Origin of the sequence: Bacillus sp. XF8, assembly GCF_017498755.1 — a bacterium.
In the GTDB taxonomy this organism is placed as follows: Bacteria; Bacillota; Bacilli; order Bacillales; family Bacillaceae_G; genus Bacillus_A; species Bacillus_A bingmayongensis.
Map to the genome: position 1 here is coordinate 65,326 of NZ_JAGDQK010000002.1, position 25,694 is coordinate 91,019.

The 25,694-nt window shown below is 36.0% G+C and carries 24 protein-coding genes and 1 riboswitch; of the genes, 18 read left to right on the top strand and 6 right to left on the bottom strand.

Going from position 1 to position 25,694, the window contains the following annotated elements:
• Positions 1 to 100 precede the first annotated feature (100 nt).
• The 9 genes from potA to J4P91_RS00800 all read left to right on the top strand — a co-directional run bounded on the left by potA (position 101) and on the right by J4P91_RS00800 (position 9,444).
• A complete protein-coding gene (potA, locus tag J4P91_RS00760; RefSeq protein ID WP_207992585.1) occupies positions 101 to 1,084 on the top strand; it encodes a spermidine/putrescine ABC transporter ATP-binding protein PotA in 984 nt (327 codons plus the stop codon).
• Positions 1,081 to 1,926 (top strand): ABC transporter permease, encoded by an 846-nt coding sequence (locus tag J4P91_RS00765; RefSeq protein WP_207992586.1) that lies wholly within the window; start codon positions 1,081 to 1,083, stop codon positions 1,924 to 1,926. Before potA ends, J4P91_RS00765 begins: the two co-directional genes overlap by 4 nt.
• A 6-nt stretch (positions 1,927 to 1,932) precedes the next feature.
• Positions 1,933 to 2,733, top strand: a complete 801-nt coding sequence (locus J4P91_RS00770) for an ABC transporter permease (RefSeq protein ID WP_017152727.1) — start codon at positions 1,933 to 1,935, stop codon at positions 2,731 to 2,733.
• 40 nt (positions 2,734 to 2,773) lie between these two features.
• Complete coding sequence (locus J4P91_RS00775; protein ID WP_017152726.1) at positions 2,774 to 3,823, top strand: polyamine ABC transporter substrate-binding protein; 1,050 nt, start codon at positions 2,774 to 2,776, stop codon at positions 3,821 to 3,823.
• Between the two features lie 243 nt (positions 3,824 to 4,066).
• Positions 4,067 to 4,714 carry a phosphatase PAP2 family protein gene (locus tag J4P91_RS00780; protein WP_207992587.1) on the top strand — a complete coding sequence of 216 codons (648 nt, stop codon included), beginning with the start codon at positions 4,067 to 4,069 and terminating at the stop codon, positions 4,712 to 4,714.
• Between the two features lie 128 nt (positions 4,715 to 4,842).
• The gene (locus J4P91_RS00785; protein WP_207992588.1) at positions 4,843 to 7,038 is read left to right on the top strand and encodes an MMPL family transporter; all 2,196 of its coding nucleotides are present in this window, start codon (positions 4,843 to 4,845) and stop codon (positions 7,036 to 7,038) included.
• 269 nt (positions 7,039 to 7,307) lie between these two features.
• Positions 7,308 to 7,724, top strand: a complete 417-nt coding sequence (locus J4P91_RS00790; protein WP_207992589.1) for a histidinol dehydrogenase — start codon at positions 7,308 to 7,310, stop codon at positions 7,722 to 7,724.
• 100 nt (positions 7,725 to 7,824) lie between these two features.
• Complete coding sequence (locus tag J4P91_RS00795; protein ID WP_207992590.1) at positions 7,825 to 8,748, top strand: RluA family pseudouridine synthase; 924 nt, start codon at positions 7,825 to 7,827, stop codon at positions 8,746 to 8,748.
• Between the two features lie 90 nt (positions 8,749 to 8,838).
• Positions 8,839 to 9,444, top strand: coding sequence for a DUF1648 domain-containing protein (locus J4P91_RS00800; protein ID WP_207992591.1), 606 nt, complete (start codon positions 8,839 to 8,841; stop codon positions 9,442 to 9,444).
• Between the two features lie 90 nt (positions 9,445 to 9,534).
• Here the strand turns inward: J4P91_RS00800 and J4P91_RS00805 are convergent, their stop codons facing one another.
• The 4 genes from J4P91_RS00805 to J4P91_RS00820 all read right to left on the bottom strand — a co-directional run bounded on the left by J4P91_RS00805 (position 9,535) and on the right by J4P91_RS00820 (position 14,832).
• The gene (locus J4P91_RS00805) at positions 9,535 to 10,332 is read right to left on the bottom strand and encodes a CAP domain-containing protein (RefSeq protein WP_207992592.1); all 798 of its coding nucleotides are present in this window, start codon (positions 10,330 to 10,332) and stop codon (positions 9,535 to 9,537) included.
• A gap of 458 nt (positions 10,333 to 10,790) precedes the next feature.
• Complete coding sequence (locus tag J4P91_RS00810; protein ID WP_207992593.1) at positions 10,791 to 12,119, bottom strand: (Fe-S)-binding protein; 1,329 nt, start codon at positions 12,117 to 12,119, stop codon at positions 10,791 to 10,793.
• The gene (gene glcD / locus J4P91_RS00815; RefSeq protein ID WP_207992594.1) at positions 12,116 to 13,528 is read right to left on the bottom strand and encodes a glycolate oxidase subunit GlcD; all 1,413 of its coding nucleotides are present in this window, start codon (positions 13,526 to 13,528) and stop codon (positions 12,116 to 12,118) included. Before glcD ends, J4P91_RS00810 begins: the two co-directional genes overlap by 4 nt.
• Positions 13,529 to 13,716: 188 nt before the next feature.
• Positions 13,717 to 14,832, bottom strand: a complete 1,116-nt coding sequence (locus tag J4P91_RS00820; RefSeq protein WP_207992595.1) for a CdaR family transcriptional regulator — start codon at positions 14,830 to 14,832, stop codon at positions 13,717 to 13,719.
• A gap of 256 nt (positions 14,833 to 15,088) precedes the next feature.
• Here J4P91_RS00820 and J4P91_RS00825 point away from each other — a divergent pair, with 256 nt between their 5' ends.
• The 9 genes from J4P91_RS00825 (at position 15,089) to J4P91_RS00865 (ending at position 23,232) form a co-directional block, all read left to right on the top strand.
• A complete protein-coding gene (locus J4P91_RS00825; protein ID WP_207992596.1) occupies positions 15,089 to 16,060 on the top strand; it encodes a YncE family protein in 972 nt (323 codons plus the stop codon).
• Positions 16,057 to 16,731 carry a response regulator transcription factor gene (locus J4P91_RS00830; protein ID WP_207992597.1) on the top strand — a complete coding sequence of 225 codons (675 nt, stop codon included), beginning with the start codon at positions 16,057 to 16,059 and terminating at the stop codon, positions 16,729 to 16,731. The genes J4P91_RS00825 and J4P91_RS00830 overlap by 4 nt, the downstream gene beginning before the upstream one ends.
• Before the next feature lies 1 nt (position 16,732).
• Positions 16,733 to 18,133, top strand: a complete 1,401-nt coding sequence (locus tag J4P91_RS00835) for a sensor histidine kinase (RefSeq protein ID WP_207992598.1) — start codon at positions 16,733 to 16,735, stop codon at positions 18,131 to 18,133.
• A gap of 262 nt (positions 18,134 to 18,395) precedes the next feature.
• Complete coding sequence (locus J4P91_RS00840; protein WP_272942955.1) at positions 18,396 to 19,085, top strand: FadR/GntR family transcriptional regulator; 690 nt, start codon at positions 18,396 to 18,398, stop codon at positions 19,083 to 19,085.
• Between the two features lie 173 nt (positions 19,086 to 19,258).
• Positions 19,259 to 19,978, top strand: a complete 720-nt coding sequence (locus J4P91_RS00845) for a (Fe-S)-binding protein (RefSeq protein WP_207992599.1) — start codon at positions 19,259 to 19,261, stop codon at positions 19,976 to 19,978.
• A gap of 16 nt (positions 19,979 to 19,994) precedes the next feature.
• The gene (locus J4P91_RS00850; protein WP_017152711.1) at positions 19,995 to 21,416 is read left to right on the top strand and encodes a LutB/LldF family L-lactate oxidation iron-sulfur protein; all 1,422 of its coding nucleotides are present in this window, start codon (positions 19,995 to 19,997) and stop codon (positions 21,414 to 21,416) included.
• The gene (locus J4P91_RS00855; RefSeq protein WP_207992600.1) at positions 21,416 to 22,126 is read left to right on the top strand and encodes a LutC/YkgG family protein; all 711 of its coding nucleotides are present in this window, start codon (positions 21,416 to 21,418) and stop codon (positions 22,124 to 22,126) included. Before J4P91_RS00850 ends, J4P91_RS00855 begins: the two co-directional genes overlap by 1 nt.
• Before the next feature lie 113 nt (positions 22,127 to 22,239).
• On the top strand, positions 22,240 to 22,962 hold the full coding sequence (locus tag J4P91_RS00860; RefSeq protein WP_207992601.1) for a prepilin peptidase: 723 nt from the start codon (positions 22,240 to 22,242) through the stop codon (positions 22,960 to 22,962).
• Between the two features lie 15 nt (positions 22,963 to 22,977).
• The gene (locus J4P91_RS00865; RefSeq protein ID WP_207992602.1) at positions 22,978 to 23,232 is read left to right on the top strand and encodes a cyclic-phosphate processing receiver domain-containing protein; all 255 of its coding nucleotides are present in this window, start codon (positions 22,978 to 22,980) and stop codon (positions 23,230 to 23,232) included.
• A 239-nt stretch (positions 23,233 to 23,471) separates the two neighbouring features.
• On the opposite strand, the gene J4P91_RS00870 is transcribed toward J4P91_RS00865, so the two are convergent.
• Together J4P91_RS00870 and J4P91_RS00875 are read right to left on the bottom strand one after the other, a co-directional pair.
• Positions 23,472 to 24,323 carry a formate/nitrite transporter family protein gene (locus tag J4P91_RS00870; protein ID WP_207992603.1) on the bottom strand — a complete coding sequence of 284 codons (852 nt, stop codon included), beginning with the start codon at positions 24,321 to 24,323 and terminating at the stop codon, positions 23,472 to 23,474.
• Between the two features lie 276 nt (positions 24,324 to 24,599).
• Positions 24,600 to 25,397, bottom strand: a complete 798-nt coding sequence (locus tag J4P91_RS00875; RefSeq protein WP_207992604.1) for a TerC family protein — start codon at positions 25,395 to 25,397, stop codon at positions 24,600 to 24,602.
• An 84-nt stretch (positions 25,398 to 25,481) separates the two neighbouring features.
• A riboswitch (yybP-ykoY riboswitch) is annotated at positions 25,482 to 25,656 on the bottom strand.
• Positions 25,657 to 25,694 lie beyond the last annotated feature (38 nt).

Here is a 25,694-nt window from a genome sequence, read left to right on the forward strand (position 1 = left end):
AAACAATCATTTTTGTTTGGATCGAAACAAAAAAATATAGAAAACTAATATTTATTCATGAATATAAAGAGTGAAAATTTGAGGTAGATAGGACGGGAAAATGAAAAAGATTATTAAAGTTGAAGCGGTAGAAAAACATTTTGGAGATCAAGTGATTATTCCACCTCTTTCTTTAGATATTAAAGAAGGAGAATTTTTAACGATTCTTGGACCTAGTGGTTGTGGTAAAACAACGTTACTTCGTATGATTGCAGGTTTTGAAACCCCTACAAAGGGTAATCTTTTACTTGATGAAGAAAGAATCAATGATTTACCACCTTATAAGCGTCATATGAACTTAGTGTTCCAGCACTATGCATTATTTCCACATATGACGGTGGAGAAAAATATTTGTTTTGGTATGAAGATGCAAAAAGTATCAGCAGCGGAACAAAAAGAACGTGCAGAAGAAGCGATGCGTTTAACGCAGTTACTAGAATTCCGTAATCGTAAGCCTGCCAAGCTTTCTGGTGGACAACAGCAGCGTGTTGCAATTGCAAGAGCAATCGTAAATAATCCACGTGTGTTATTGCTAGATGAGCCACTTGGGGCACTTGATTTTAAATTAAGAAAAGATTTGCAACGCGAATTGAAAAATTTACAGCGTAATTTAGGAATTACGTTTATCTATGTAACGCATGACCAAGAAGAAGCGATGAGCATGAGTGATCGCATTGTTGTTATGAATAAAGGGCATATCGAGCAAATCGGAACGCCAAAAGAAATTTATAAAGAACCGAAAACATTGTTTGTTGCGACATTCATTGGTGAAAATAATATTATTAAAAATGGGGAAAACTACGTAGCAGTTCGCCCTGAAAATGTGAAAATACGTTCGGTTGAGCAACCAATTTTAAAAGAATACCATCTTGGACATATTGAAGATATTGAATTTGTTGGAAATATGGAAAAGCTGTATGTACGTGATGAAAAAACATCTGAACTATTAATGGCGTATCAAACTGCAGAAGAAGCAGCGCAGTGGAGTATCGGTGATAATGTATATGTAGGCTGGGAACAAGAGGATGAGGTGACCTTAAATTGAGAAAAGGGAAACTACTCGCATTACCTACAGTTACATGGCTCTTAATCTTCTTTTTATTTCCGCTTTTATTCGTATTAGCATTTGCATTCTTGCAGCGCGGGGCATACGGAACAGTGGAAATGCAATTCACATTAGAGAATATATCGCGCGTGTTTGATTCGTTGTATATGAATACACTATGGGAAACAGTCAAAATTGCAGTTATTACGACAGCAATTTGTTTACTCATTGGTTATCCATTTGCATATACAATTACAATTGTTGATCGTAAATATCGTTCTGTTTTATTATTATTAGCAACGATTCCGTTTTGGATTAATTTTCTTGTGCGCTCATATGCATGGATTGTTATTTTACGTTCACAAGGCCTTGTAAATACATTATTACTGAAATTAGGTATTATTAATGAACCGTTAAATTTATTATATAATACACCATCAGTAATATTAGGAATGGTATATTCTTTACTACCGTTTATGATTTTACCAGTGTACGCAGCTATTGAGCAGCTTGATAAACGTAAGTTAGAAGCTGCATATGATTTAGGGGCAACACCGATGAAAGCATTTTGGCATGTAACATTGCCAATGACAATGTCAGGGGTTGCTACTGGTTCGATTTTAGTATTTGTTTCATCTATTGGAATGTTTGTTGTATCAGACGTTATGGGTGGATCGAAAGTAGCATTAATCGGGAACGTTATTCAAAACCAATTCTTAGGTGCACGTGATTGGCCATTTGGATCAGCGTTATCAATTATTGTCGTGCTGTTCTCTGTTCTGTTAATTTACTTATATTATCGTGTAACGAAAGTATATAAATACGGAAACGGAGGGGAATAGACAAAGATGAAGAAGTTTTTAGTTTCTTATTCTTGGTTAATTTTATTGTTCTTGTATTTTCCAATGATGGTTCTTATGGTATATTCTTTTAACAATTCTCGTATTAACGCAGAATGGGAAGGATTTACATTCCATTGGTATACAGATCTATTTCAAAAGCAAGATGTTATTGATGCATTTATAAATAGTATTACAATTGCGATTGTGACGACAGTTGTGACGACAGTTCTTGGTGTGATTTTCGCTGTTGCATTACATCGTTATAAATATCGTTTTGAAGGGGCAATTAATGGCCTTGTATATTTACCGATTTTAATTCCTGATATTTTAATGGGATTATCTTTACTTATTTTATTTAGTCAAATTGGAATGGAACTTGGACAAGTTACCATTATTATTGCGCACATTACATTTAGTATTTCATTTGTTGTTGTGATTTTAGCAGCACGTCTTTCTGGTATGGGACGTGATTTAGAAGAAGCCGCGAATGATTTAGGAGCAACTCCGTGGCAAACGTTTCGTTACGTAACGCTTCCTGGAATTGCACCTGGTGTTATTTCTGCAGCATTATTAACATTCACATTATCAATCGATGACTTTGTGATTAGTTTCTTCGTGTCTGGTCCAGGATCAACAACATTGCCATTATATATTTATAGTATGGTGAAACGTGGTGTAACACCTGAAATTAATGCTCTTTCTACAATATTAATTGTTGTGATTGTTGGATTAATGATTGCATCAGAACTATTCCGTAATAAAGGTGCAGATGGTGAAGAAAACTCTGGGGGACATCTTCCATTATAAGAAGCAAATGAATTACAAAGAACAAGGAGGTAATGATTCGATGAAATGGATGAAAACAATAGCTGGTGCAGCGCTTAGCTTCAGCCTTGTTGCCGGTGTACTTGCTGGTTGTGGTGAAAAGAAAGAAGAGCTAAATATTTATAGCTGGGCTGATAACTTTGATGAGCAAGTGTTAAAGGATTTTGAAAAAAAATATAACGTGAAAATTAACTATGATAAATACGCAAGTAATGAAGAGATGCTTGCGAAATTACAAGCTGGCGGTGCAAAATATGATTTGATTCAACCGTCGGACTACATGGTTAAAACGATGGCAAAAATGGATTTACTAGAGCCATTGGATAAAAAGAACATTCCAAATGTAAACAATCTTGTTTCCAATTTTAAAACACCTGCATTTGATCCAGAGAATAAATACTCGCTTGTATATACTTGGGGTGTAACAGGAATTGCTTACAATAAAAAGCATGTAAAAGAAGTACCAACAAGTTGGAGCGACTTATGGAATGAGAAATATAAAGGCCATGTTACTTTATTAAATGATTCTCGTGAAGTATTAGGAATGGGTCTGAAAAAGAACGGATTTTCAAACAGCACACAAAATGATGCGGAGTTAAAAACAGCAGCTACTGACTTGCAAAAATTACTTCCTAACTTACTAGCATTTGATACAGATAATATTAAACAAAAATTTATTACAGAGGACGCTTGGATTGGAACAGTTTGGTCTGGAGATGCAGCGTTCATTGCAAAAGATAATAAAGATGTAGAGTATGTCGTTCCAAAAGAAGGCGGTACAATTTGGGCGGATACATTAGCAATTCCAAAAGGTGCGAAAAATAAAGAACTTGCAGAGAAGTTTATGAACTATTTAATGGATGAAAAAGTAAGTGTGAAAAACTATGAATCCATTGGATATAGTAACCCAAATGAAAAAGCATGGGAACTTCACAGTAAAGAGTATCGTGAAAACCACATGATTTTCTTATCGCAAGACGAATTAAATCGTACAGAGTGGCTTGTTGATGTAGACAATAAATTAAAAGAGTATGATCGTTATTGGACAGAGTTAAAAACAAAAGGGAAATAAGTATATAAATTGAAAAACTGACAAAAAGCCTAATCTTTTAGGTGGGAGAGAGGATCCGGCCGAGCGTAGAAGCGGTCAGATCCTTTTTCAGCCCCATGCTGCGTGAAAACAGAAGTAGAAAATGAGTGGAAAGCTCCTTTTATTTTCATGGCTGCGATTTATATGTTGGAAATTACATTGGATATATAATAAAAATGCGGTTTCTAAATAGAAATCGCATTTTTTCATAGTGGGAGGAAAAAATTGAAAAAGAAATTACATCGATATGAGCTTTTTTGTATGATTTTATTATTCACTGCATTTGCTCTCATTGCTTGGAAGGTACAAGCTGGAGGTGCGACAGCAATTGATGAATATGTAAAAGGGCTTGTAAGGGGATTGCAAACAGAAAGCTCGCTTGCGTTTTTTTCATATTTTACGAAGATGGGATCTGCAATTGGGATTATTAGCACGCTTAGTCTTAGTCTTCTCGCTTTTTGGAAGAAACGTTACTATGTAGCGATGGTTGTTTATCCGACGGCTGTGTTAATAACGCATCTCGTGAATAAAGGAATAAAAGAAATTGCGAAAAGAGATCGTCCGAGCTTAAATGAAGCGCTTGATGCCCTTGGATACAGTTTTCCAAGTGGACATGCTATGCTATCCATTATTACGTATGGATTCCTTGCTTATATTATTGCTGCAAACGTAAAAAATGTGGCTGGGAAAGTTGTTATTACACTTGCTATGGCACTATTAATCATATGGATTGGATTAAGTAGGATTATTTTATCTGTACATTATCCGACTGATATTTTAGCTGGTTATTGTTTAAGTGGTATTTTATTAATTATGACTATTTATTTTCATCGCTTACTTTCAGAGCGGCTTGGAGCGAACCAAGAGAGATGAGAAATGTCCGGAAAAGCCTAGATTACTGGTTTTTTCGGATGTTTTTTTATGGTGTTTCATAATTGATTATGCCCGGATGTGCTAAAATATAGAGGGATTCACTAATTATATAAAGTAGGTGAAGATGTGTGAAGACAAATGTACATAAAATAGATAAATGGGGGAAACTAGGTACTTTTCTTTATCAATCTCGCTATACAGTCATAGTTGCATTAGTCGTATTAGCAATAGCACTTGGTATTTTTGCACCAAAACTTCCAGGAGTATTAGGAGGCGATGGTTTTCAAACAAAAGGAGATTATCAAAAGACAAAAGCAATTTTAGATAAAGATTTTAAGCAGTCTCAAGATACGCTCCTTCTTGTTTTTCAGAAGAATAAAGGGATTTCAAACGAAACCTTTCAAAAACGAATAGAAGAAATTATAACAAACATTCAAATGAAAGAAACGTATGATTCATTTCATCACCCGTTAGAAAATAAAGGAATGCTGCAAGACGATATTGCATATGCGACGATTTTATTTTCCGGGAAAACAAGTAAAGAACGGAATGAAAAGACATTACAATTTGCAAAAGAAATAAAAAAGGAAAGTAACGATACTTTGAAAGTATCACCAACAGGTTTTCCAAAGATTAATGAAGAAATTAATGAGCGAACACAAAATGATTTGAAAGTAGCAGAAATGATTGGATTGCCAATTGCCTTTCTTGTATTACTATTTTCATTCGGTAGTTTGCTTGCATCGATCTTGCCGATTGTAAATGGAGCGCTTAGTGTGCTTAGTACAATGGGAATTTTATATTTTATCGGTATAGATAAAGAGTTATCTATTTTTGTATTAAATGTTGCACCTATGATCGGGCTTGCTTTGTCAATTGATTTTGCACTGTTATTTGTGAATCGATTTCGTGAGGAAGTGGCACATCGGACAGTAAAAGAGGCAATAGCTGTCACATATCAAACAGCGGGACGTGCCATTGTATTTTCCGGATTATGTGTATTTGTTGGTTTATCCGGTTTATTTTTCTTTGAAATTGATTATATTCAGTCTGTTGCAATTAGCGGGATGATTGTTGTTGTAATGAGTATATTATTTTCACTGACACTTCTTCCCGCCTTGTTATCGTTAATAGGGAAACGATTATTGAAAAAAAATCAAACTGCACCTCGCACTTCAAAACTGTGGCGTAAGTTCGCTCAATTTGTTATGAAGCATCCTATTATGATGATTATCGTTGTTACAACGTTTATTATTGTCTGTTTGTTACCGCTTCGCACCGCTAACCTTCAATTTCCCGGTGTAGAAGCATTGCCGGAGAAAAGTGATACACGAATTGCATATGAGCGGTATGAAGAGTCGTTCAATAAAATTGTAAAAACACATGCCGATGTTACAGTAGTACTAGAGACGAAAAGTAATATCATAGAGAAAGAAAGTTTACAGAAGATAGAAGATGTTGTTCAAAAGCTGAAAAAAGATAAGCATGTATATAAGGTGAAAAGTCTATATGATGAGCTAAATGGTATGAAACCTGAACAGCTCGCTACATTGTTACAATCCCCACAGCGTACGCAAGTGGAACCTGTACTTGAAGCATATACAAAAGGAAACAAAACAACTCTTCAAATTTTCTTGGATACAAAGCCTAAAGCAGAGACTGCAAAGCAATGGGTGCGTGATTTTAAAGACACGTATAAAGATGATAGTATTACGTATTATTTAGGTGGTATGACAACATTTCAACAAGAGCTAGAAGATGAAATTAAAGATAAAGTTGTGATTGGGATGTCTGTTATATTCGGTTCCACTTTCTTTATTTTGCTATTTGCATTCCGTTCTATACTTATTCCAATTAAGGCTATCGTGATGAATGTACTTAGTTTAAGTGCAACCATTGGTATTGTTATTTGGCTATTTGAGGGTGGACATTTTGGATTGGAAGAAAGCTCAGTTTTATTCGTGTTACCAATCTTTATATTCGGCCTTGTATTCGGTTTAAGTATGGATTATGAAGTATTTCTTATTTCTCGTATCCATGAATTGTATGAAGAGACAGGAGATAATGATAAGGCAACGTTAGAAGGACTTGTATCAACGAGTCGTATTATTACATCAGCTGCTCTTATTATGATTGTTGTAACAGGAGCATTCGCATTTACTGATATTTTACCAGTAAAACAGATGGGGCTTGGTGTGGCACTTGCTATTTTTCTTGATGCAACGATTATTAGGCTCATGCTTGTACCAAGTTTAATGAAAATGTTCGGAGATTGGAACTGGTGGCTGCCGTTTCGAAAGAAAGAAGTAAAATCATCGGATTGAAAAAGCGCTCACCTTGTAGAGAGGCCATTGAAAAACGGAAGTTTTTCAATGGCCTTTTTTAATCTACCATTCTTTCCATATATGTTCATTTTGATTTACTGGCACATTAATCACGGCTATGAACATAAAAGCGGATCTCTTCTCTCTCCCAAAAAGAAAAGTTTTTTAGCGGTTTCTCTTATAGATGAGTGCTTTTTTATGAATAGCATTACCCTCTTTTTGCAAATAGTATGTGGTAAGAACAATACATATAAAAGCAGGTGAAGACAATGTTTCGCTATTTTAAATTTAAGTTAAATGATACTGTACAGTTTGCAGAAAATGATGGGCACATGTATCGCATTGTCGGCTATAGGCTAGAAAAAGGGTTTTATCCAAAAGATGAATGGACTCATATTATTTACGAATTACTGAGGGAATTTGATGGGTATACAATGGATGCTGAAGAAGAGGAACTTGTGAAAGTAATTCAAGTGGAGGAAGAATATTATAAAATACATGAGATGTCTGGTTATCGATACCCAGTAAAAATGAAAGCAAAGCCACAAGTTTCTAAGGAAGAAACGATAGATGATTTATTGGATGCTTACAACGACTATAAGCGATTAGCAGACTTCTTTAAAGATTTCTCTTATGAGCAAAAAGCAGAAGAAACGTTACAAGAAATTAAGAAATTACGTGCTTAGAAGGCAGTCTATTATGTGGACTGTCTTTTGCGTTAAACAATGCATAATGAATCAATTTCCGTTACAATAGTAGAATCAATAGAAATAAGGTGGATAAAGCATGGAAATGAAAAGAAAGGGAGAATGGTGCGAAATTACGGTTCCTGCTAAATGGAGCGGTATCAGCATTGATTCTTTGCTAAAAGAAGAATGGGGCGTCCCAAAAAAACTATTACACAGGCTTCGTATGGAAAAAGGTATTATTGTCAATGGAGAACGAAAACGATGGAGTGAATCTTTACAAGAAGGCGATAAACTGCAAGTTCATATGTTTATCCAGGAAGAGTATGGTGTTCAGCCGGAGTTCGGTGATTTAGAAGTGATATTTGAAGACGATCATGTATTAATTGCAAATAAACCTGCGCATATGGATACGCATCCTTCTAGCAAAGATGGAACAGGAACACTTGCGAACCTCGTTGCTTTTCATTTACAAATGCAAGGTGTAGAGACGAAAGTACGTCATGTTCATCGATTGGATAAAGACACAACGGGTGGTGTTGTATTTGCGAAACATGGGATAGCAGGTGCTATTATGGATCGGTTATTAATGGAGCGTAAAATTAAGAGAACATATTTAGCATTGGTGGAAGGGAAAGTGAAAAAGAAGCAAGGAGTGATTGATGCAGCGATTGGAAGAGATCGACATCATGCAACAAGACGCCGCGTTTCTTTAAAAGGTGATCAAGCGGTAACGCATTACCGAGTAGAGAAATATTTTAAGAATCAAGATGTAACGCTTGTAACATTACAATTAGAGACAGGAAGAACACATCAAATTCGTGTTCATATGAGTCATAGTGGTCATCCGCTAATTGGTGATATGTTATATGGTGGGCAAGCTACATATATGTCAAGTCAAGCTTTACATGCTATGCGGATTGCTTTTTTACACCCAATTACAAAAGAAGAGATAACAGTAGAGGTGCCACTTCCTAATCATTTAAATAACATCATGGAATCTTTTAAAATGTCGAACAAGTAAAGTTTTTCTGTTTAGTTGAGAAATATATTTTATGCAGGAAATTTTTTGTGGAAATCGAAGCCGTAAATAGAAAAGAGAGGTGAAGATTACTTGGTAAGATATAAATATATTATAGGTATATTTTTTGCTTGCTTTCTATTTACGTTGTTTCTATATCCATATTTACCGAATTATCTAGCGGTGCACTGGAATCACAATGGTGAACCGAATGAATATGCAAGGAAACAAGTTGTTGCGTTATTTATTCCTTGTCTTATTATTTTTTTTCATGGTCTGTTGTATATAATTTCACATTACGTATATAAGTTTAATGAGAACGACCACAATATTGCGATGAGATTTAAAGAGAATGTATCTCTATTTTTATTATTTATTCATATGCTTATTCTTGCTATTGGCACAGGAATAGATATACCATTTCAAACTGGTCTTATAATAGGAATTAGTGCGTTTCTTTTTATGGTTAGTAAAGGATTTAAAAAAGGAAGAAAAAAAGAAGAGGAGCCGATTGTGTTACAGAAAATACGCTTGTTTAGTCAGCGTATTTTTCGATACATGTCACTTATCATATTAATTTGTTTGTTCCTGAAACTACAATGGGGATTTTATCTACTAATTGGTGTAATTAGTTTTGGAGCTATCTCTTTTATGTTTTGTATTTTGTATTCATATATACTAGAAAATTATGAAACATAAAAAGGAGTCTTCCATAACAGGAGACTCCTTTTATGTAAACAAGGTCGGATGCTCTTTCCCGCCTAAAAAGAAAGGTTTTGATTTATATACTTACTTCGTAATAAATTGTTGTGTCCAGTAGTTTCCATTTTCTACATGGCCAACACCAATGTGAGTATAACCGTTATTTAAAATATTTGCGCGATGACCTGCACTATTCATCCAAGCTTGTACAACTTCTTCTGGTGTACGTTGGCCTTGTGCGATATTTTCACCTGCAGATTTATAAGAAATACCAAACTTCTTCATCATATCGAATGGAGATCCGTATGTTGGGCTGTTATGATCGAAGTAGTTATTTTTTTGCATATCTTCAGATTTAGCGCGTGCAACTTTACTTAATTCAGCGTCAACTTTTAATGCTGGTAAGCCTTGTTTTGTACGCTCAGCGTTTGTTAATTCAACAACGCGTTGTTCAAATTCGCTTAAAGAACCTTTTGATTCTTCAGCAGGCTTATTTTCAGCAGGTTTTTGTGTTTCGTTGTTGTTATTGTTGTTTTCAGCAGGTTTTTGTGCTTCTGGTTTAGCAGTTTCGTTGTTTTCAACTGGTTTTTGTTCTACAGGTTTAGTTGTTTCTGGTGCAGGTACGTTTGGCTCTTGACCAGGAATGAAGCAGTTACCTTGTTGGAATTGTACTTGATTCCATTGTGCTAGAGATTGCATTCCCATAGATTGTAAGAAAGATTGTAATTCTTGTTGATTCATATGTTGCATAGCAACTTTAGCTTGCTGAACATTTTGAATCTTTATTGTAGATGGTTGTACTGTTGATGCTTCCGCATTAAGAGTAGATGCTCCGAATGTAAATGCAGTTGCTGCTGCTACAGATAATAAAACACGTTTTTTCATGACATGTGTCCCCCTATATAAAAGTTTTTTAACTGTTCTCACACAGATTTATTTTTGACAGCCTGTCTGACTGACAAATTCATCGTAGCATACAAATTGACGGAAAAAAGATGGAAAAAAATACATAGACTATAAAATTTCCTATTTTATCCTAGATTTAAATATGAGGTAAAATGAGAGGGAACTAGATTGTAAAAGGAAATTTCAGCATTTTCTGCCTCGCTTATTAAGGGGATGTTTTGGTTATAATTACCTATTAAAGAAAGGTAGAAACCATTCATATCAAGGGTTTCTACTTTTTTTTGAGGAATATAATGGATGCTTTTTTACGAGACTGTAATCTTTTTGTTGTTCTTTTTTTACAGACGGTAACATATTTTTAATCTTGTAGCGAATAAAAAAACGGCTATCTCTTTACATAGAAGAAGGAGATAGCCGTTTTCACATTGTTACATATATTACGATTTCGATTCAACTGCTTCTAATAATAGATCTACAATATGAATGCCTCTCATTTTATGGGAAAGTTTTTCCCGTTCAATGCCGAGTTTCATTTGTAGTAAGCACCCTGGATTTGCAGTGACAATGGTTGTTGCATCTGTTTCATGAACACGCTCCATTTTGTAGTCCAAGAATTCCATGGATAATTCAGAGTGTACAATATTGTAAATACCAGCAGAACCACAACAACGATCTGCTTCTTTCATTTCATGATATGTCACACCTTGAATGGCTTGCAGTAGTATACGTGGCTGAGAAGATGTCCGCATAACATTACGTAAGTGACAAGAATCTTGATATGTAATAATTTGCGGGGAAAGACGTAAATCAGTTCGTTTATGAAAATCTAATTCTACTAAAATAGCAGTGATATCTTTTATTTTCGCGACAAATTGTTTTGCGCGTTCCGCCCATTTAGGGTCATCTTTTAATAAGTAGTCATAATCTACGAGATACGCGCCGCAACCACCGGCGTTTGTAATAATATAATCAATTTTCAAATCTTCAAAGGCTTGGATGTTTCGTTTTGCAAGCTCTTTTGCGCCGCTTTTTTCTCCGGCATGACCATGCAGTGCCCCGCAACAACTTTGTTCTTTTGGAATCACAATATCACAGCCAGCAAGCTGAAGGAGCTTCATTGTAGCGTTGTTTGTTTCCAAAAACATAGTGTCCATTAAACAACCAGTAAAGAAAGCAACACGCTTTTTCTTTGTTGTTTCAGCTGGTAAAAACTCAGGACGGTTTTTCATTTCTTTCATCTTCGGTATTTTTGGTAAGACGAGATCCATTGTTGCAAGTGTGTCAGGGAACAACTTCATAATGCCTGTTTTATGTGTTAACGTTTGTAAGCCAGAGCGCTGGTAAAAACCGATTAGTCCTGTTAATGTTCGCATGCGATTTTGATGAGGGAATAACCCTTCAAATACAATTTTGCGAACAGCTTTGACTGGCATAGAGAATTTTTTATTTTGATTAATAATATCCCGTGCCTCTTCTAATAAATGTCCGTAGTTTACGCCAGATGGACAAACAGGTTCACAAGCGCGGCAGCCAAGACAAACATTTAATGTGTTTTCAACATCTTCATCCGGTTCAATTAAGCCGTCAACAACGCCCTTCATTAAAGCGATACGACCGCGGGGAGAATGAGACTCTTTATATCCAGATTGAATATAGGTAGGACAAGTCGGCAGACAAAACCCACATCGCATACAATTTAATAATTCATCTTCATTCAGACGTTCTTTAAATTCTTTTTGAATCTGTTCCTTATTTAATGTTGTCATTTTTCTACCACCACTCTTTTACGAGAGTCCTTGGCAAACATTTTTCCAGGATTCATAATGTTATGTGGATCGAAAGCTTGCTTAATACCTTTCATAGCAGCGATGCCTTCTTTTCCTAATTTTAACTCTAAATAAGGGGCTTTCATGGCACCAACGCCGTGTTCACCTGTAATGGTACCACCAAGTTCAATTGCTTTTTCGAAGATTTCTGCAAAGGCTTGTTCAGCACGGTGCATTTCTTCTGCATTGCGAGCATCAGTCATACATGTTGGATGTAAGTTTCCATCACCAGCATGCCCAAATGTACAAATAGAAATATCATATTTTTTAGCGATGGCATTAATTGCTTCAACCATAGGAGCAATTTGAGAACGTGGTACAGTAGCATCTTCTAAAATTGTAGTAGGTTTCAGTCTTGCTAAAGCAGAGAGCGCGCTGCGGCGTGCTGTGCGAAGTGCATCTGCTTCAGTTTCGTCCTTTGCAACACGAACATCAACCGCATGCATAGAACGACAAACTTCAGCCATTTTTTCAATATCGCGGTTAACAACTTCAGGAGAACCGTCTTGTTCGATTAGGAGAATTGCTTTTACATCTGTTGGTAAACCAATTTGTGCAAATTCTTCTACTACTTCAATAGTTGGCTGATCTAAAAATTCAAGTGTTGCTGGAATGATTTTATTGGCAATAATTGCTGATACAGCACGAGCAGCTTCATTAATGTCTTGATATAATGCAAGCATTGTTTTCTTTGTTTCAGGCATTGGAACAAGTTTTAAAATGGCTTCTGTTACAACACCAAGTGTGCCTTCAGAGCCGATGAATAGACGAGTTAAATCATAGCCAGCTACATCTTTTGCTAATTTACCACCGGTACGAATGATATCACCATTTGGCAAGACAATCTCAAGGCCCATTACATAATCTCGTGTTACACCGTATTTTAAGCCGCGTAGGCCGCCGGAATTTTCATTGATATTCCCACCGATAGTAGAAATTTTCATTGAGCTTGGGTCTGGTGGATAAAATAGTCCTTTTTCTTCGACAGCTTTAATAATATCAAGCGTAATGACACCAGCTTGCACGGTAATTGTTAAGTTTTCTTCATCTATTTCTAAAATATGATTCATATGGCGGAAGATCAAAACAACTCCGCCTTCAAGTGGACATGTTCCTGCGCAAAGGTTTGTTCCAGAGCCACGAACGTAAACTGGAACTTTATGAGCATTACATACTTTTAATATTTCAGCTACTTCGTCCGTATTGCGTGGTGCGACAACCGCATCGGGCATTGCTTGGAAATTTGGAGTTGCATCGTAACTATACGTTAAACGTCCCATGTTGGACGTATCTACATTATCTTTGCCAACAATAGATACGAATGAATCAATAATATGTTGTTCTAACATTAAAAATCCCCCTCAAACTGTTCACTTGTTTATCCTATTCATAAGAGTTTGACTCATTTCATCATTCAGTGGTGTGTTACTAAATATTTACTGATAGTAAGAAAATAAGAATATACACGTTGTAACAGTGTTTTCATTATAATCATAAAAAAGTAGGGGATTTCTTTCTATGTATAATTAACTGAAGATTAATTGGTTTTACTATCTTTTTTTGTATGATTATCTAATAAAAGAAGTGCGAAGTATAAAATAATTAAATCTTTAAATTGTTTTGGATCGAGTCCTGTATAATCTTCTATTTTTTTAAGTCTGTAATGTAATGTATTAATATGAATGTGTAACATTTCTGCTGTTTGTTTATAGGATTGATTATGATCGATAAATAAGCGCAGTGTTTGCATGAGTTCAGTTGCAGGCAGCAAACTGTAAATGGTGCGTTGAAGAAATTCTTCACGAGTTTCAGCAGTAATATCTTGTAAACACATTTCTAAACGTAAATCTTCATTAAATATAATACCCTTCGTTTCAAAGGCCACCGAAAGGGCACGCAATGCCTGTTCGTATGATACACGCATTTTATTTGGCATGACAGTTTGTCCGATACCAATATATAGTGTAATCGGAAATAAGGATTCGCAATCTTGTTTTAATTTCTTTAAAAATTGAAAAGTTCTTTTCTTTGTTTCCATTGCTGTAAATAGTATAAAACGGTCATTTCCCCAGCGTACAAATAGTTCCTCTTTAGCTAATAAGTTACGCATATGCTGCCAAATTTTGCGCTGTAGCATCGTGTCATCTTGATCAAATGAAAATAAAATAAGTTGCTTTTTCTTATGTAAATCAATACCGAGTGTCTTTGCGCGATCAAGAAAACTAGGAGACCAATCATTGCTTTGTAACCAGTCAAAAACAAAAGCTTCATATGAACGTTGCTCTAGTTCTAGTTGTTCTAAAAAGTAATTTTCATGAATTAATAATTCGGTCATTTTTCGTAATATTTCTCCGTATTGCGAAATATTCTCGGGTTCACCCGTAATACCGATAACACCAATTACTTCATCATGGAATAGGAGGGGCAGATTCACTCCTGCTTTTACTCCTTGTAAATATCGCTCATCTTCTTTCGTAATAATGACCGTTTTCTTTTCTTTCGCACAGCGAAGGGCACCTTCGTGAAATAGTCCGATTCGCGTAGCATCTGTGCTAGCGATAATCGTACCTTGTATATCAATAATTATAATATTTTCGGTAATTAGCCTTCGAACTTCGCGGACAATTTTGTTGGCTAAATCGGGAAAAAGCATAATTTGCACACCTCTATTTCTATTTGTTGTACAGTATATATGTAGTTTTACTCCGCTATTCGTGGGCAGTAAGACCCTCACCTTAAAATATAGCATAGGCAAAGATGTTAGATGAGGCTAATAATCAGTGGAGATGAAGAAAATCCCCCGCTGATTAAAATTTCACTTTATTAAGATAGGAAGATTTCACATTTTCTTCACAAATATTTGCTATTTTACAGTTATAACGAAATCATCTAAAGATGGAGGGAATCTTTTGAAGAAATACTTTTTTCTTCTATGTTTTTTGGTTCTGTTAGCAGGGTGTCAAGGTAATTCATATACACCAATTGCTAAAAATAAAAGTATCATCATAACGACAAATATTAAAGAAGGTAGCGTTAGTTTTATTGATGAAAAATCGAAAAAGATATTAACAACATGGGAATTAAAAGAACCGATTACAGGAATCGCGCTACTTCCAAGTGGGGAAGACATGGTTGTATATGGTAAGCAGTTAGAATATGCATATATATACTCGTTAACAGAAGGAAACCAAGTGAACAAATGGAAGACAGGAAAAGGAATTACGAATGTCATCGTAGCAAATGATGGAAAACAATTGTTTATGGCCGATCAAAATGAACAGAAAGTACGATTCTTTACGATAAATGGAGAAGAGACAGGCAGTGTTTCTGTAGGGAAAGGTCCGTTAACGATGGTGCAGAATGATAAACAGTTACATGTATTAAATTTTTATGACACGCAGCTATCTACAATCGATTTAGAGAAAAAGAAAGTTATACACTCTTTTATGGTACCACCAGCATCAACTGGGGCCATGGTCAGCGCTGATGGTAAGGAGATATGGATTGGTGGACATGGTGATGGAAAGCAAGTGAATGAGAAAGTTTTAGTTTATTCATTAAGTAATGGAGAGATGGTCCGTTCCTTACATGCACCATTTATGCCAGTTAGTATTTCAGGTGATAAACGATTTATGTATGCTTTAAGTCATGGATCAAATATGCTTAGAAAGTTTGATGCTCACACTTATCAAGAAGTAGGAGCAATTGAAGTAGGATCCAATCCGTTTGCTTTCTTGAAAAGTGGAAAAGAAGGTTATGTGGCAAGTTATGATAGTAATGAAGTGTATGTAATTGATATACAGAATATGAAAATAAAACAAACGATTGCAGTTGGAAAGGGACCATTTCAACTCACGCAGCGAGAAGGGAGAGAGAAATGAACAAATATAAAGTATTACTTGTAGATGATGAAAGTGATATGAGACAGCTTGTTGGCATGTATTTAGATAATTTTGGATATGAGTGGGGAGAAGCAGAGAATGGAAAAGATGCCCTACATATGTTAGAAATAAATCATTACGATTTTGTCATTTTAGATATTATGATGCCAGAGATGGATGGAATTTCAGTCTGTAAAGAAATTCGAAAGACATCCGATGTACCGATTATTTTTTTAACAGCAAAAGGTGAAGAATGGAACCGCGTCAATGGCTTACGAATTGGTGCAGACGATTATATTGTGAAGCCGTTTAGCCCTGGAGAACTCATCGCTCGTATGGAAGCTGTATTAAGAAGATATACAAAGCAAGAAGAACAACAAGAAGAGCTTCAATTTGGTCCAATCCGAATCAATGAAAAAAGCAGGAAAATTGAGACAAACGGTGAGACAATCTCCCTTACGGTAAAAGAGTTTGATTTACTGTATTTTCTTTGCGGGCATAATGGACAAGTATTTAGCCGTGAGCAACTACTTGAAAAAGTATGGGGATATGATTATGCAGGAAGTACGAGAACGGTAGATACACATGTGAAAACGATGCGTTTAAAACTTGGAGAAAGCGGAAACTACATTCAAACAGTTTGGGGTGTAGGTTATAAATTTGAGGTGTAACATGTTTACGATGGTACAAAAGCTTTGGCTTACGGTGGTATGTGCAGTATGTGTAACAGTTTCTTTTCTTTATTTCGTGTCCTTATATTCATATGAAAAGTTATATGTTCAAAATATCGAAGACTCATTAGTGATAGAAGGGAAACGACTCGTATCACAATATAGCAAACATGAAGGGGTATCAGTATTTGAGGAGAAAGTTCAGACATTTGATCGTATCTCGACTGCGGATGTACTTTTTGTGAGCAATCCGCGTGATTTAAGTGCTTGTTTGCCTTTTGATGTACATCATCATTCTCTTATTAGTGAGAGTGATAGACAAACATTGTTGGATGGAAAAACAGTTACGAAGGTTGGATATGAAGAACATTTTCATCGTAATATTATGGGAGTTGTCATTCCTGTTTTAGAAGGCAAGAAGTTAGTTGGGATTGTGTACTCATATATTCCATTAAAGAGTATTAAAGATTTAATCTATGATATGGGACTTATTTTAGCTCCGTTAGCTTTCGTTATGATTTTGCTTACAATATGGATTGGCCGAAAAATTATTATTGCAATTACAAAGCCGCTTTCACAAATGGAACGAGTTGCAAATCATATGGCGACAGGAGATTTTTCTGAGCGTATTACAATTTCATCTGAGGATGAAATTGGTCGTCTAGGTAAAGCGTTTAACAAAATGGCAACTTCATTGGAGACTGAAGATGCAAAACGAAAGGAATTTTTAGCGAATGTTTCGCATGAACTTCGGACGCCACTTAGTTATATTAAGGGGTATAGTGAAGCGATTTTAGATGGTGTAGCAAAGGGACAACAGCAATCGAAATTTACGCAGCTTATCCATAAAGAAGCGGGGCGCATGCAGCGGCTTGTGCACGATTTGTTAGACCTAGCGCAGCTGGAAGGAGAGCATTTTCCATTAAAGAAACAACCAATTGTATTTGCACAGCTCATTGAAGATGTGCTTGAAACATACGAATTGAAATGTACAGAGAAACAACTGCGTATTTCAACGGATCTTGATCCAGACATTATTGTAATGATTGATGAAGATCGAATGCAACAAGTGCTTCATAACTTGTTAGATAATGCTATTCGTTATACAAATCAAAATGGCAACATTTCTATACAATTGAAGAAAACAGATAGGCAGTGTGAATTGAGAATAAAGGATACGGGAATTGGTATTGATGCTGAGCATTTAGAGCAGCTTGGCGAGCGATTTTATCGGGTAGATAAAGCTCGAAGTCGTCAGCATGGTGGTACAGGGCTGGGACTTGCGATTGTAAAACAAATTGTGCATATTCATGATGGAGAATGGCAAGTGAAAAGTGAAAAGGGAAATGGAACAACAATTATAATAAAGTTACATATAAATGAAGAAGGAAGCATGTTTTAGTCTTAAAGCATGCTTCTTCTTTTTCAGAGGGAAGGCTGTAATACAGGTGGAAAAACCAGATATGGTCTAATAATGGTAATTAAAACCATTAATTCCCTCCATATAGCAAAAATTTGACGATTTTATGAACAAAACATTTGTACTTCTTACCAATTCGTTCTAAAATAGGTATGGATGCTATGTTCTTATAAATCGTTTTAATTGTTGTTTGGATGATACTGAGGTGATTTAACTGGAATACAAATCTATTAAACCGAAAAAAATTTACGAAGAGGTATCTGAAGCCATTTTAACAATGATTAAAAATGGTACGTTAAAACCTGGTGACAAACTTCTTCCTGTTCACCAATTAGCTGAGCAGTTTCAAGTTGGCAGATCTGCAGTTCGCGAAGCGCTGAGTGCTTTGCGAGCAATGGGCTTAATTGAAATGAAACAAGGAGAAGGGACATATGTGAAGAACTTCGACTCTTCAGCATTAACAAAATCGTTAAATAATACGTTGTTAATGAGGAAGGAAGATATTTTAAATTTATTAGAAGTACGAAAAGTGCTTGAAGTGGGGGCAGTTCGAGCAGCTGCAGCAAAGCGTACGGAAGATAATTTACAAAATATGAAGCATTGGTTAGATGAAATGGCAAAGAGTATTGGAGATGAAAAAGCTGGTGAAAAAGCGGATTTTCATTTTCATATGGGGATTGCAGAGTCTTCGCATAATAACATCTTACTCGAACTTATGAATCATGTTTCGGAAATGATTGCTGAGACGATTGGTGAGTCAAGACGCATTATTTTATATGGTGAACAAACGACAGCAGAACGACTTTTAGAAGAGCATCAATCTATTTATGATGCGGTATTGGAGCAAGATGTAGAATTGGCACAGCAAGCAATGCTAAATCATTTAACAAATGTAGAACATATTGTCACAGGTAGACAAGATATAAATTCATGATTTAATCTTTCAAAATTTCATTTTTCTGATAAAATAGAGAAAGATTAGGTAAGCGTTTTCTTTTAGAAAGGGAGGATCAGGCAGAATTGGTTATGCCTAGCTTCTTCTTTCCGTTAAGTCATCTGATGACCATATGATTGTTGGCGAAGTTGTAATGAGGGGGAATCATAATTATGAAAGTTACTTTGTTTGTTACTTGTTTAGTCGATATGTTTGAAACAAACGTCGGTAAAGCAACGGTTGAATTGTTGGAGCATTTAGGTTGTGAAATTGAATTTCCAGAAGCTCAAGTTTGCTGCGGACAACCAGCTTATAATAGCGGTCATGTAGAAGCAGCAAAAGAAGCGATGAAACATATGATTGAAACTTTCGAAGATGCAGAATATATCGTTACACCATCTGGTTCTTGTGCGACAATGTTTCATGAGTATCCACACGTTTTTAAAGATGACCCAAAATGGGCACCGCGTGCACAAAAAGTGGCAGATAAAACATATGAATTAACACAATTTATTGTAGATGTGTTAAAAATTACAGATGTTGGAGCTAGCTTAGAAGGAATAGCGACTGTTCACAAATCTTGTCATATGACACGTTTGCTAGGAGTAAAAGAAGCACCAGGGATTTTACTATCGAATGTAAAAGGATTAACTGTAAAAGAATTACCAAACGTACAAAATTGTTGCGGTTTTGGGGGAACGTTTTCAGTTAAAATGACACCAATCTCTGAGCAAATGGTTGATGAAAAGGTAGATAGCGTGATGGAAACAGGTGCTGATTATTTAATTGGTGCTGACTGTGGGTGTTTGTTAAACATTGGCGGACGTATTGAGCGCTTAGGTAAAGAAGTAAAAGTTATGCATATTGCTGAGGTATTGAATAGTCGCTCATGAAGGGGGAACATAAGCTATGTCTATGAAAATCAGTGAGAAAAAATTTAATGATCGCGTTGGCGATGGAATTCAAGATTCATTTATGCGCGGTGCAGTATCTTCTGCACAAACGCGTTTATATACAAATCGATTAAAAGCAGCCGATGAATTAGGAAACTGGGAAGAGTGGCGTGAACTTGGTGAACAAATTCGCCAGCATACGTTAGAAAACCTAGACTACTATTTAATGCAACTGAGTGAAAATGTATCTAAAAGAGGCGGACATGTTTTCTTTGCGAAAACGAAAGAAGAAGCAGCTCAGTACATTCAAGAAGTAGCGAAAAAGAAGCAAGCTAAAAAAGTTGTGAAATCAAAGTCGATGGTAACGGAAGAAATTAGTATGAACCATGCGCTTGAAGAAATAGGTTGTGAGGTGCTGGAGAGTGACCTAGGTGAGTACATTTTACAAGTGGATAACGATCCACCATCTCATATCATCGCACCAGCACTTCATAAAAACAGAACTCAAATTCGTGATGTATTTAAAGAAAAGCTTGGGTATGAAAATTCTGATGATCCATATGAAATGACAAAGTTTGTTCGTAAACAACTTCGTGAAAAATTTATGGATGCTGAAATTGGGGTAACGGGATGTAACTTCGCAGTTGCAAATACAGGTTCTCTTTGTTTAGTCACAAACGAAGGAAATGCTGACCTTGTTATGTCTATTCCAAAAACACAAATTGCAGTAATGGGTATGGAACGTATGGTTCCAACTATGGAAGAACTAGATGTTCTTGTAGGTTTACTATGCCGCAGTGCGGTTGGTCAAAAATTAACAAGTTATGTAACGGTAGCAGGACCAATTCAGCAAGAGGAAGTAGATGGACCAGAAGAATTCCATCTAGTTGTTGTTGATAATGGACGTTCTACAATTTTAGGTTCTGAATTCCGTCAAGTGTTGCAATGTATTCGCTGTGCAGCTTGTGTAAACGTATGTCCTGTATATCGTCATGTTGGTGGTCATTCTTATGGATCAATCTATTCTGGTCCAATTGGAGCAGTATTAACACCACTTTTAGGTGGCTATGACGATTATAAAGAGCTTCCATATGCTTCTAGTTTATGCGGAGCATGTACAGAAGCTTGTCCAGTAAAAATTCCATTACATGACTTGTTATTAAAACATCGCCAGGTCATTGTTGAGAAAGAAGGACGCGCACCGCTTGCAGAAAAATTAGCAATGAAGATGTTTAGTATGGGTGCGTCTTCCGCATCTTTATATAAAATGGGATCAAAAATTGCTCCGACTGCTATGAGTCCATTTACATCTGGTAATCGTGTAACGAAGGGTGTAGGACCGCTGAAAAACTGGACGGATATTCGTGAGTTTCCAGCTCCAAGTAAGGAAAGATTCCGTGATTGGTATAAAGATCATAAGAAAGGCGGGAACGACTGATGACAGGGACAATTCAAAACCGTGATTCCTTTTTAGAGAATATTGCTAAAGAACTCGGGCGTGCACGTAAAACAGAAGGAGTGCAGCGTCCCACTTGGAAAAATAATGTAAACCTAGAAACGTTGAAAGATTATTCAGAGGAAGAATTGCTAGAGGTATTTAAGAAACAGTGTACGAACATTCATACGACTGTAATTGAAACGACAAAGGATGAACTGAGTACAGCCATTCAAAAAGTAATTGCTGAAAACGGTGGCGGACCTATTTTATTATCGAAGGACGAACGTTTTAATACGTACGGTTTGAACTCTTTATTTTCTACAGAGCTTCCGAGCCAAAATGTTGAGGTAAACGCTTGGGATCCAGAGAAAAAAGAAGAAAATATTCGCTTAGCTGAAAAAGCAAATATCGGTATTGCATTTAGTGATTATACGTTAGCAGAATCGGGAACGATTGTCGTGCAAAGTCATAAAGGACAAGGGCGTTCTTTACATTTCCTACCTACTGTATACTTTGCTATTATACCGCGTGAAACCCTTGTTCCACGTATTACACAAGCGGTTCAGGATATGAATACGCGTGTAGAGAATGGAGAAGCAGTAGCATCTTGTATTAACTTCATTACGGGACCAAGTAACTCAGCTGATATTGAAATGAATCTTGTTGTAGGTGTACATGGACCTTTAAAAGCATATTATTTTGTAGTGTAAAATGGAGAAAAGCAGGCTAAGAAATGGCCTGCTTTTTTATTAGAACAAAGATAATGTGAAATGGAAGTACCGCGCTCTTTTTGCTATATTTTTTGAGGAAAGGAGAGGGTGGTATGACATTTTATTTATATGCTTTTTTAATAGGAACGGTGCTTGGTTCTTTTTATACGGTTGTCGCCGTGCGTATTCCGATTGGACAATCCATTATTGCCCCGCGTTCTTATTGTCACTATTGTCGCCGTACGCTAAGGCTAAAAGAACTTATTCCAATTATTTCGTTTTGTTTGCAAAGAGGTCGATGCAATCATTGTAAAATGAAAATCCCCTTTACTTATATATTGTTTGAGGGAATAACAGGGGGAACATTTCTTTTTTCTGCGTGTGTGATTGGAATGGAGAAAGAACTAATTCTTATATGGACGTTACTTTCTTTACTCATTATTATTACAATGACAGATTTATTCTATATGTTGATTCCAGATGTGATTTTACTCTATTTTGCTTGTTTATTTATAATAGAACGTATTTTTATTTCACTCGTTCCTTGGTGGGACGGCTTGATCGGTGGAGTAACGATATTTATTGTGTTATATCTCGCTCAAATCATATTTCCGAATGGACTAGGAGGAGGCGATGTGAAATTACTTTCATTGCTTGGATTTATAATAGGGGCGAAAGCAATCTTTATTGCGCTTTGCTTTGCTTCTAGTTTAGGCCTTTGTTTTTTAGGAATTGGCATGTTATTAAAGCGTATTACATCCAGGCAACCATTGCCATTTGGACCGTTTATTGCACTTGGAACAGTCTGTTATTTGGTTATGATATATTTGGAGTAAAAGGAGAGGTAGAGGATGAACGTGTATATGGATGATCAAAGACCTTGTCCATTCGGTTATGTTTTAGTAACAACGGTAGAAGATGCTGTCAAAATTGTTAGAGACTATGATGTGAGTATCCTATCTCTTGATTATAATATGGGATGGCGTCAGAAAAGTGGTTTGGATTTTTTAGAAATTTTTTGCACGGAAGGTCTTTACGTACAGGAAATTCATCTACATACAAATGATTCAATTGGTATGCAGTACATGTTAGAGCGGATAAAGTGAAACTTTAATCAGTAGGGAGCTTCATCCCCTACTGATTATTAGTTGAACCAATCGGGCTTTTACGTGCAGTTGATCCTCCACCTAACTTCTTTGCTCTCATTGAATTTTGAGGTGGAGGTCTTACTGCACGTTAATGCGGGGTAAATAAGGGAAAGGAAGCGGGAGATATTTCCCGAAATATACAAGTAAAATGTACGGGAAGTTAAAAAAGTTCCAAGGAAACCCTTGGAACTTTTTTCTTAATGTTTCATATGTGCTTGTAAAGGAATGATCTCTTCTGGCTGAACCGATTCTGCGTTATCTTCTGCCATTTTAGGTTCTGGATTATTTTTTGTTATATAGTGATATACCATACCAACGAATACGGAGCCACCAATAATGTTACCGATTGTAACCGGAATTAAGTTATGGATAGCACCAGCGAAAGAAATTGTATCAGGATGTGGTGATAATAAAGATAGTGCAAATAATGATAAGTTTGCAATGCTATGTTCATAACCAGATAAGAAGAAAGTAAAGACAAGAAACATCATAATAAGTATTTTTGCTGTATCTCCCTTTACTTGAGAAGGAAGGAAACATGCAAGACACACGAGCCAGTTACATAAAATCGCTTTGAAAAATAATTGCACTGTTGGTGTTCCCATTTTTATTTCAACGACTTTACTCATTAAATGTTCATGATCAATTGTTTCAAAAATACCAGTTGCATAAAATAGCAATGCAAAAAATATTGCACCTGCTAAATTACCTGCATAACAAGCACCCCAATTGCGAAGTGTATCGACAATTGTTGTTTCTCTTCGTAAAGTTGCAACTGTAAAATACATTGTATTTCCTGTAAATAATTCAGCTCCGCCATATATAATTAATATAAGGGCAATACCAAAAAACATCGAAGCTGTTAAATATGTTCCGGGTGAATTTGCGATATGAAAAAAGTTACCTAGTTTAAAACATAATACAATAATAAAACCGATATAGATGCCAGCTAGTGCAGCGCGAATGAAGTATTGCATTGGATTTGCATCCAGCATTTTTTTCTTCTTCTGCGCAAGTTGTACAACGTAAGCTAATCCTTGTTCTAGCATAAGTAATACGCTCCTTTAGTACATTGTCTGTAAATACTCCTCATATGAATAAGGTACACGTATTTACTTTTAGTTTCAATAAGTTTGTGCAATGTTTCACAAAAAGGACATACCTTAAAATGAAAGCGCTAACAAAATGTGGTATAATATTTTATGTTTGTAAAAGTATAGGGGAAGGGAAGTTTTATCTAAAAAAGATGTCTAATGGATTTGTTGTTATCCATCTATTTTTTGAGAGACATAGTTAATGTGAGATAAATGAAAAAAGCGCTGTTTTTACAGCGCTTTTTCATCCAAATTCTTTTGTGTAGTTTGGACATTTGTATCTTTTGATAAAAACCAACCGCCAGCTGCGATTCCGATTAATACAATCCAGAAGCCTAATTTCCATGGAGTAGACTCTGGAAAACCGTGTGGAATAACGCCTAAAGCAGGGTGAGCCAATGTGTAAACAGCTAATTTAACACCAACCCAACCAACGATTAAGAAAGCAGCAGTTTCTAAACCTGGTTTACGTTTTAATATTTGTACGAAAGCAGATGCAGCAAATCGCATAATAATCAATCCAATCATACCGCCTGCAAAAATAACAAGGAATTGTCCTGTATCAAGGCTACCAATTGTACCAAGACCTGTTTTTGGTAAAGTCATCGCTAATGCAACAGCTGCTAAAATAGAATCAACAGCAAACGCAATATCAGCAACTTCAACTTTAAATACTGTCCACCAAAAGTTTTCTTGTTTTTTCTTTGTTTCTTGCTCTTCAGATTCCTCATGTGTATTCTTTTTAACGTAAGTTTTGAATAAATGGTTACCGGCGATAAACATTAAGTAAATCGCACCTATTGCTTGCACTTGCCATACGTCGACTAAGAAAGAAATCATAAACAATGATCCAAAACGGAAGACGAAAGCTCCTGCTAATCCGTAAAACAATGCTTTTTTTCGTTTTTCTTCTGGTAAATGTTTTACCATGATTGCAAGAACTAGCGCATTATCAGCTGCTAAAATTCCTTCCAGTGCAACTAAAATTAATAATACCCAACCATACTCCAATAATAATGATACATCCATGTACATTCTCCTCTCATTTATATAAATCCTAAACAAGTGAAGAGGTTTTCCCCACTGTTTAGTTTCCCCATACTCCAACCTATCAACGATGTAAGGAACTGGAAATGAATATAAAAAAGACCTCTGCCGTTGATAGGCAAAGGTCTTGCTAGACATATGTAATGAAAATGCCAACAAAGCCGGAAGAACTAGGTTCTACGTAATGACGACTTTGTTTCCAAGAATAAATTCTTGGACGCTACTCCCCTTTGGAAATATGCTATTGTATTTTCATTATATGGATGTTGTAAATGTTTG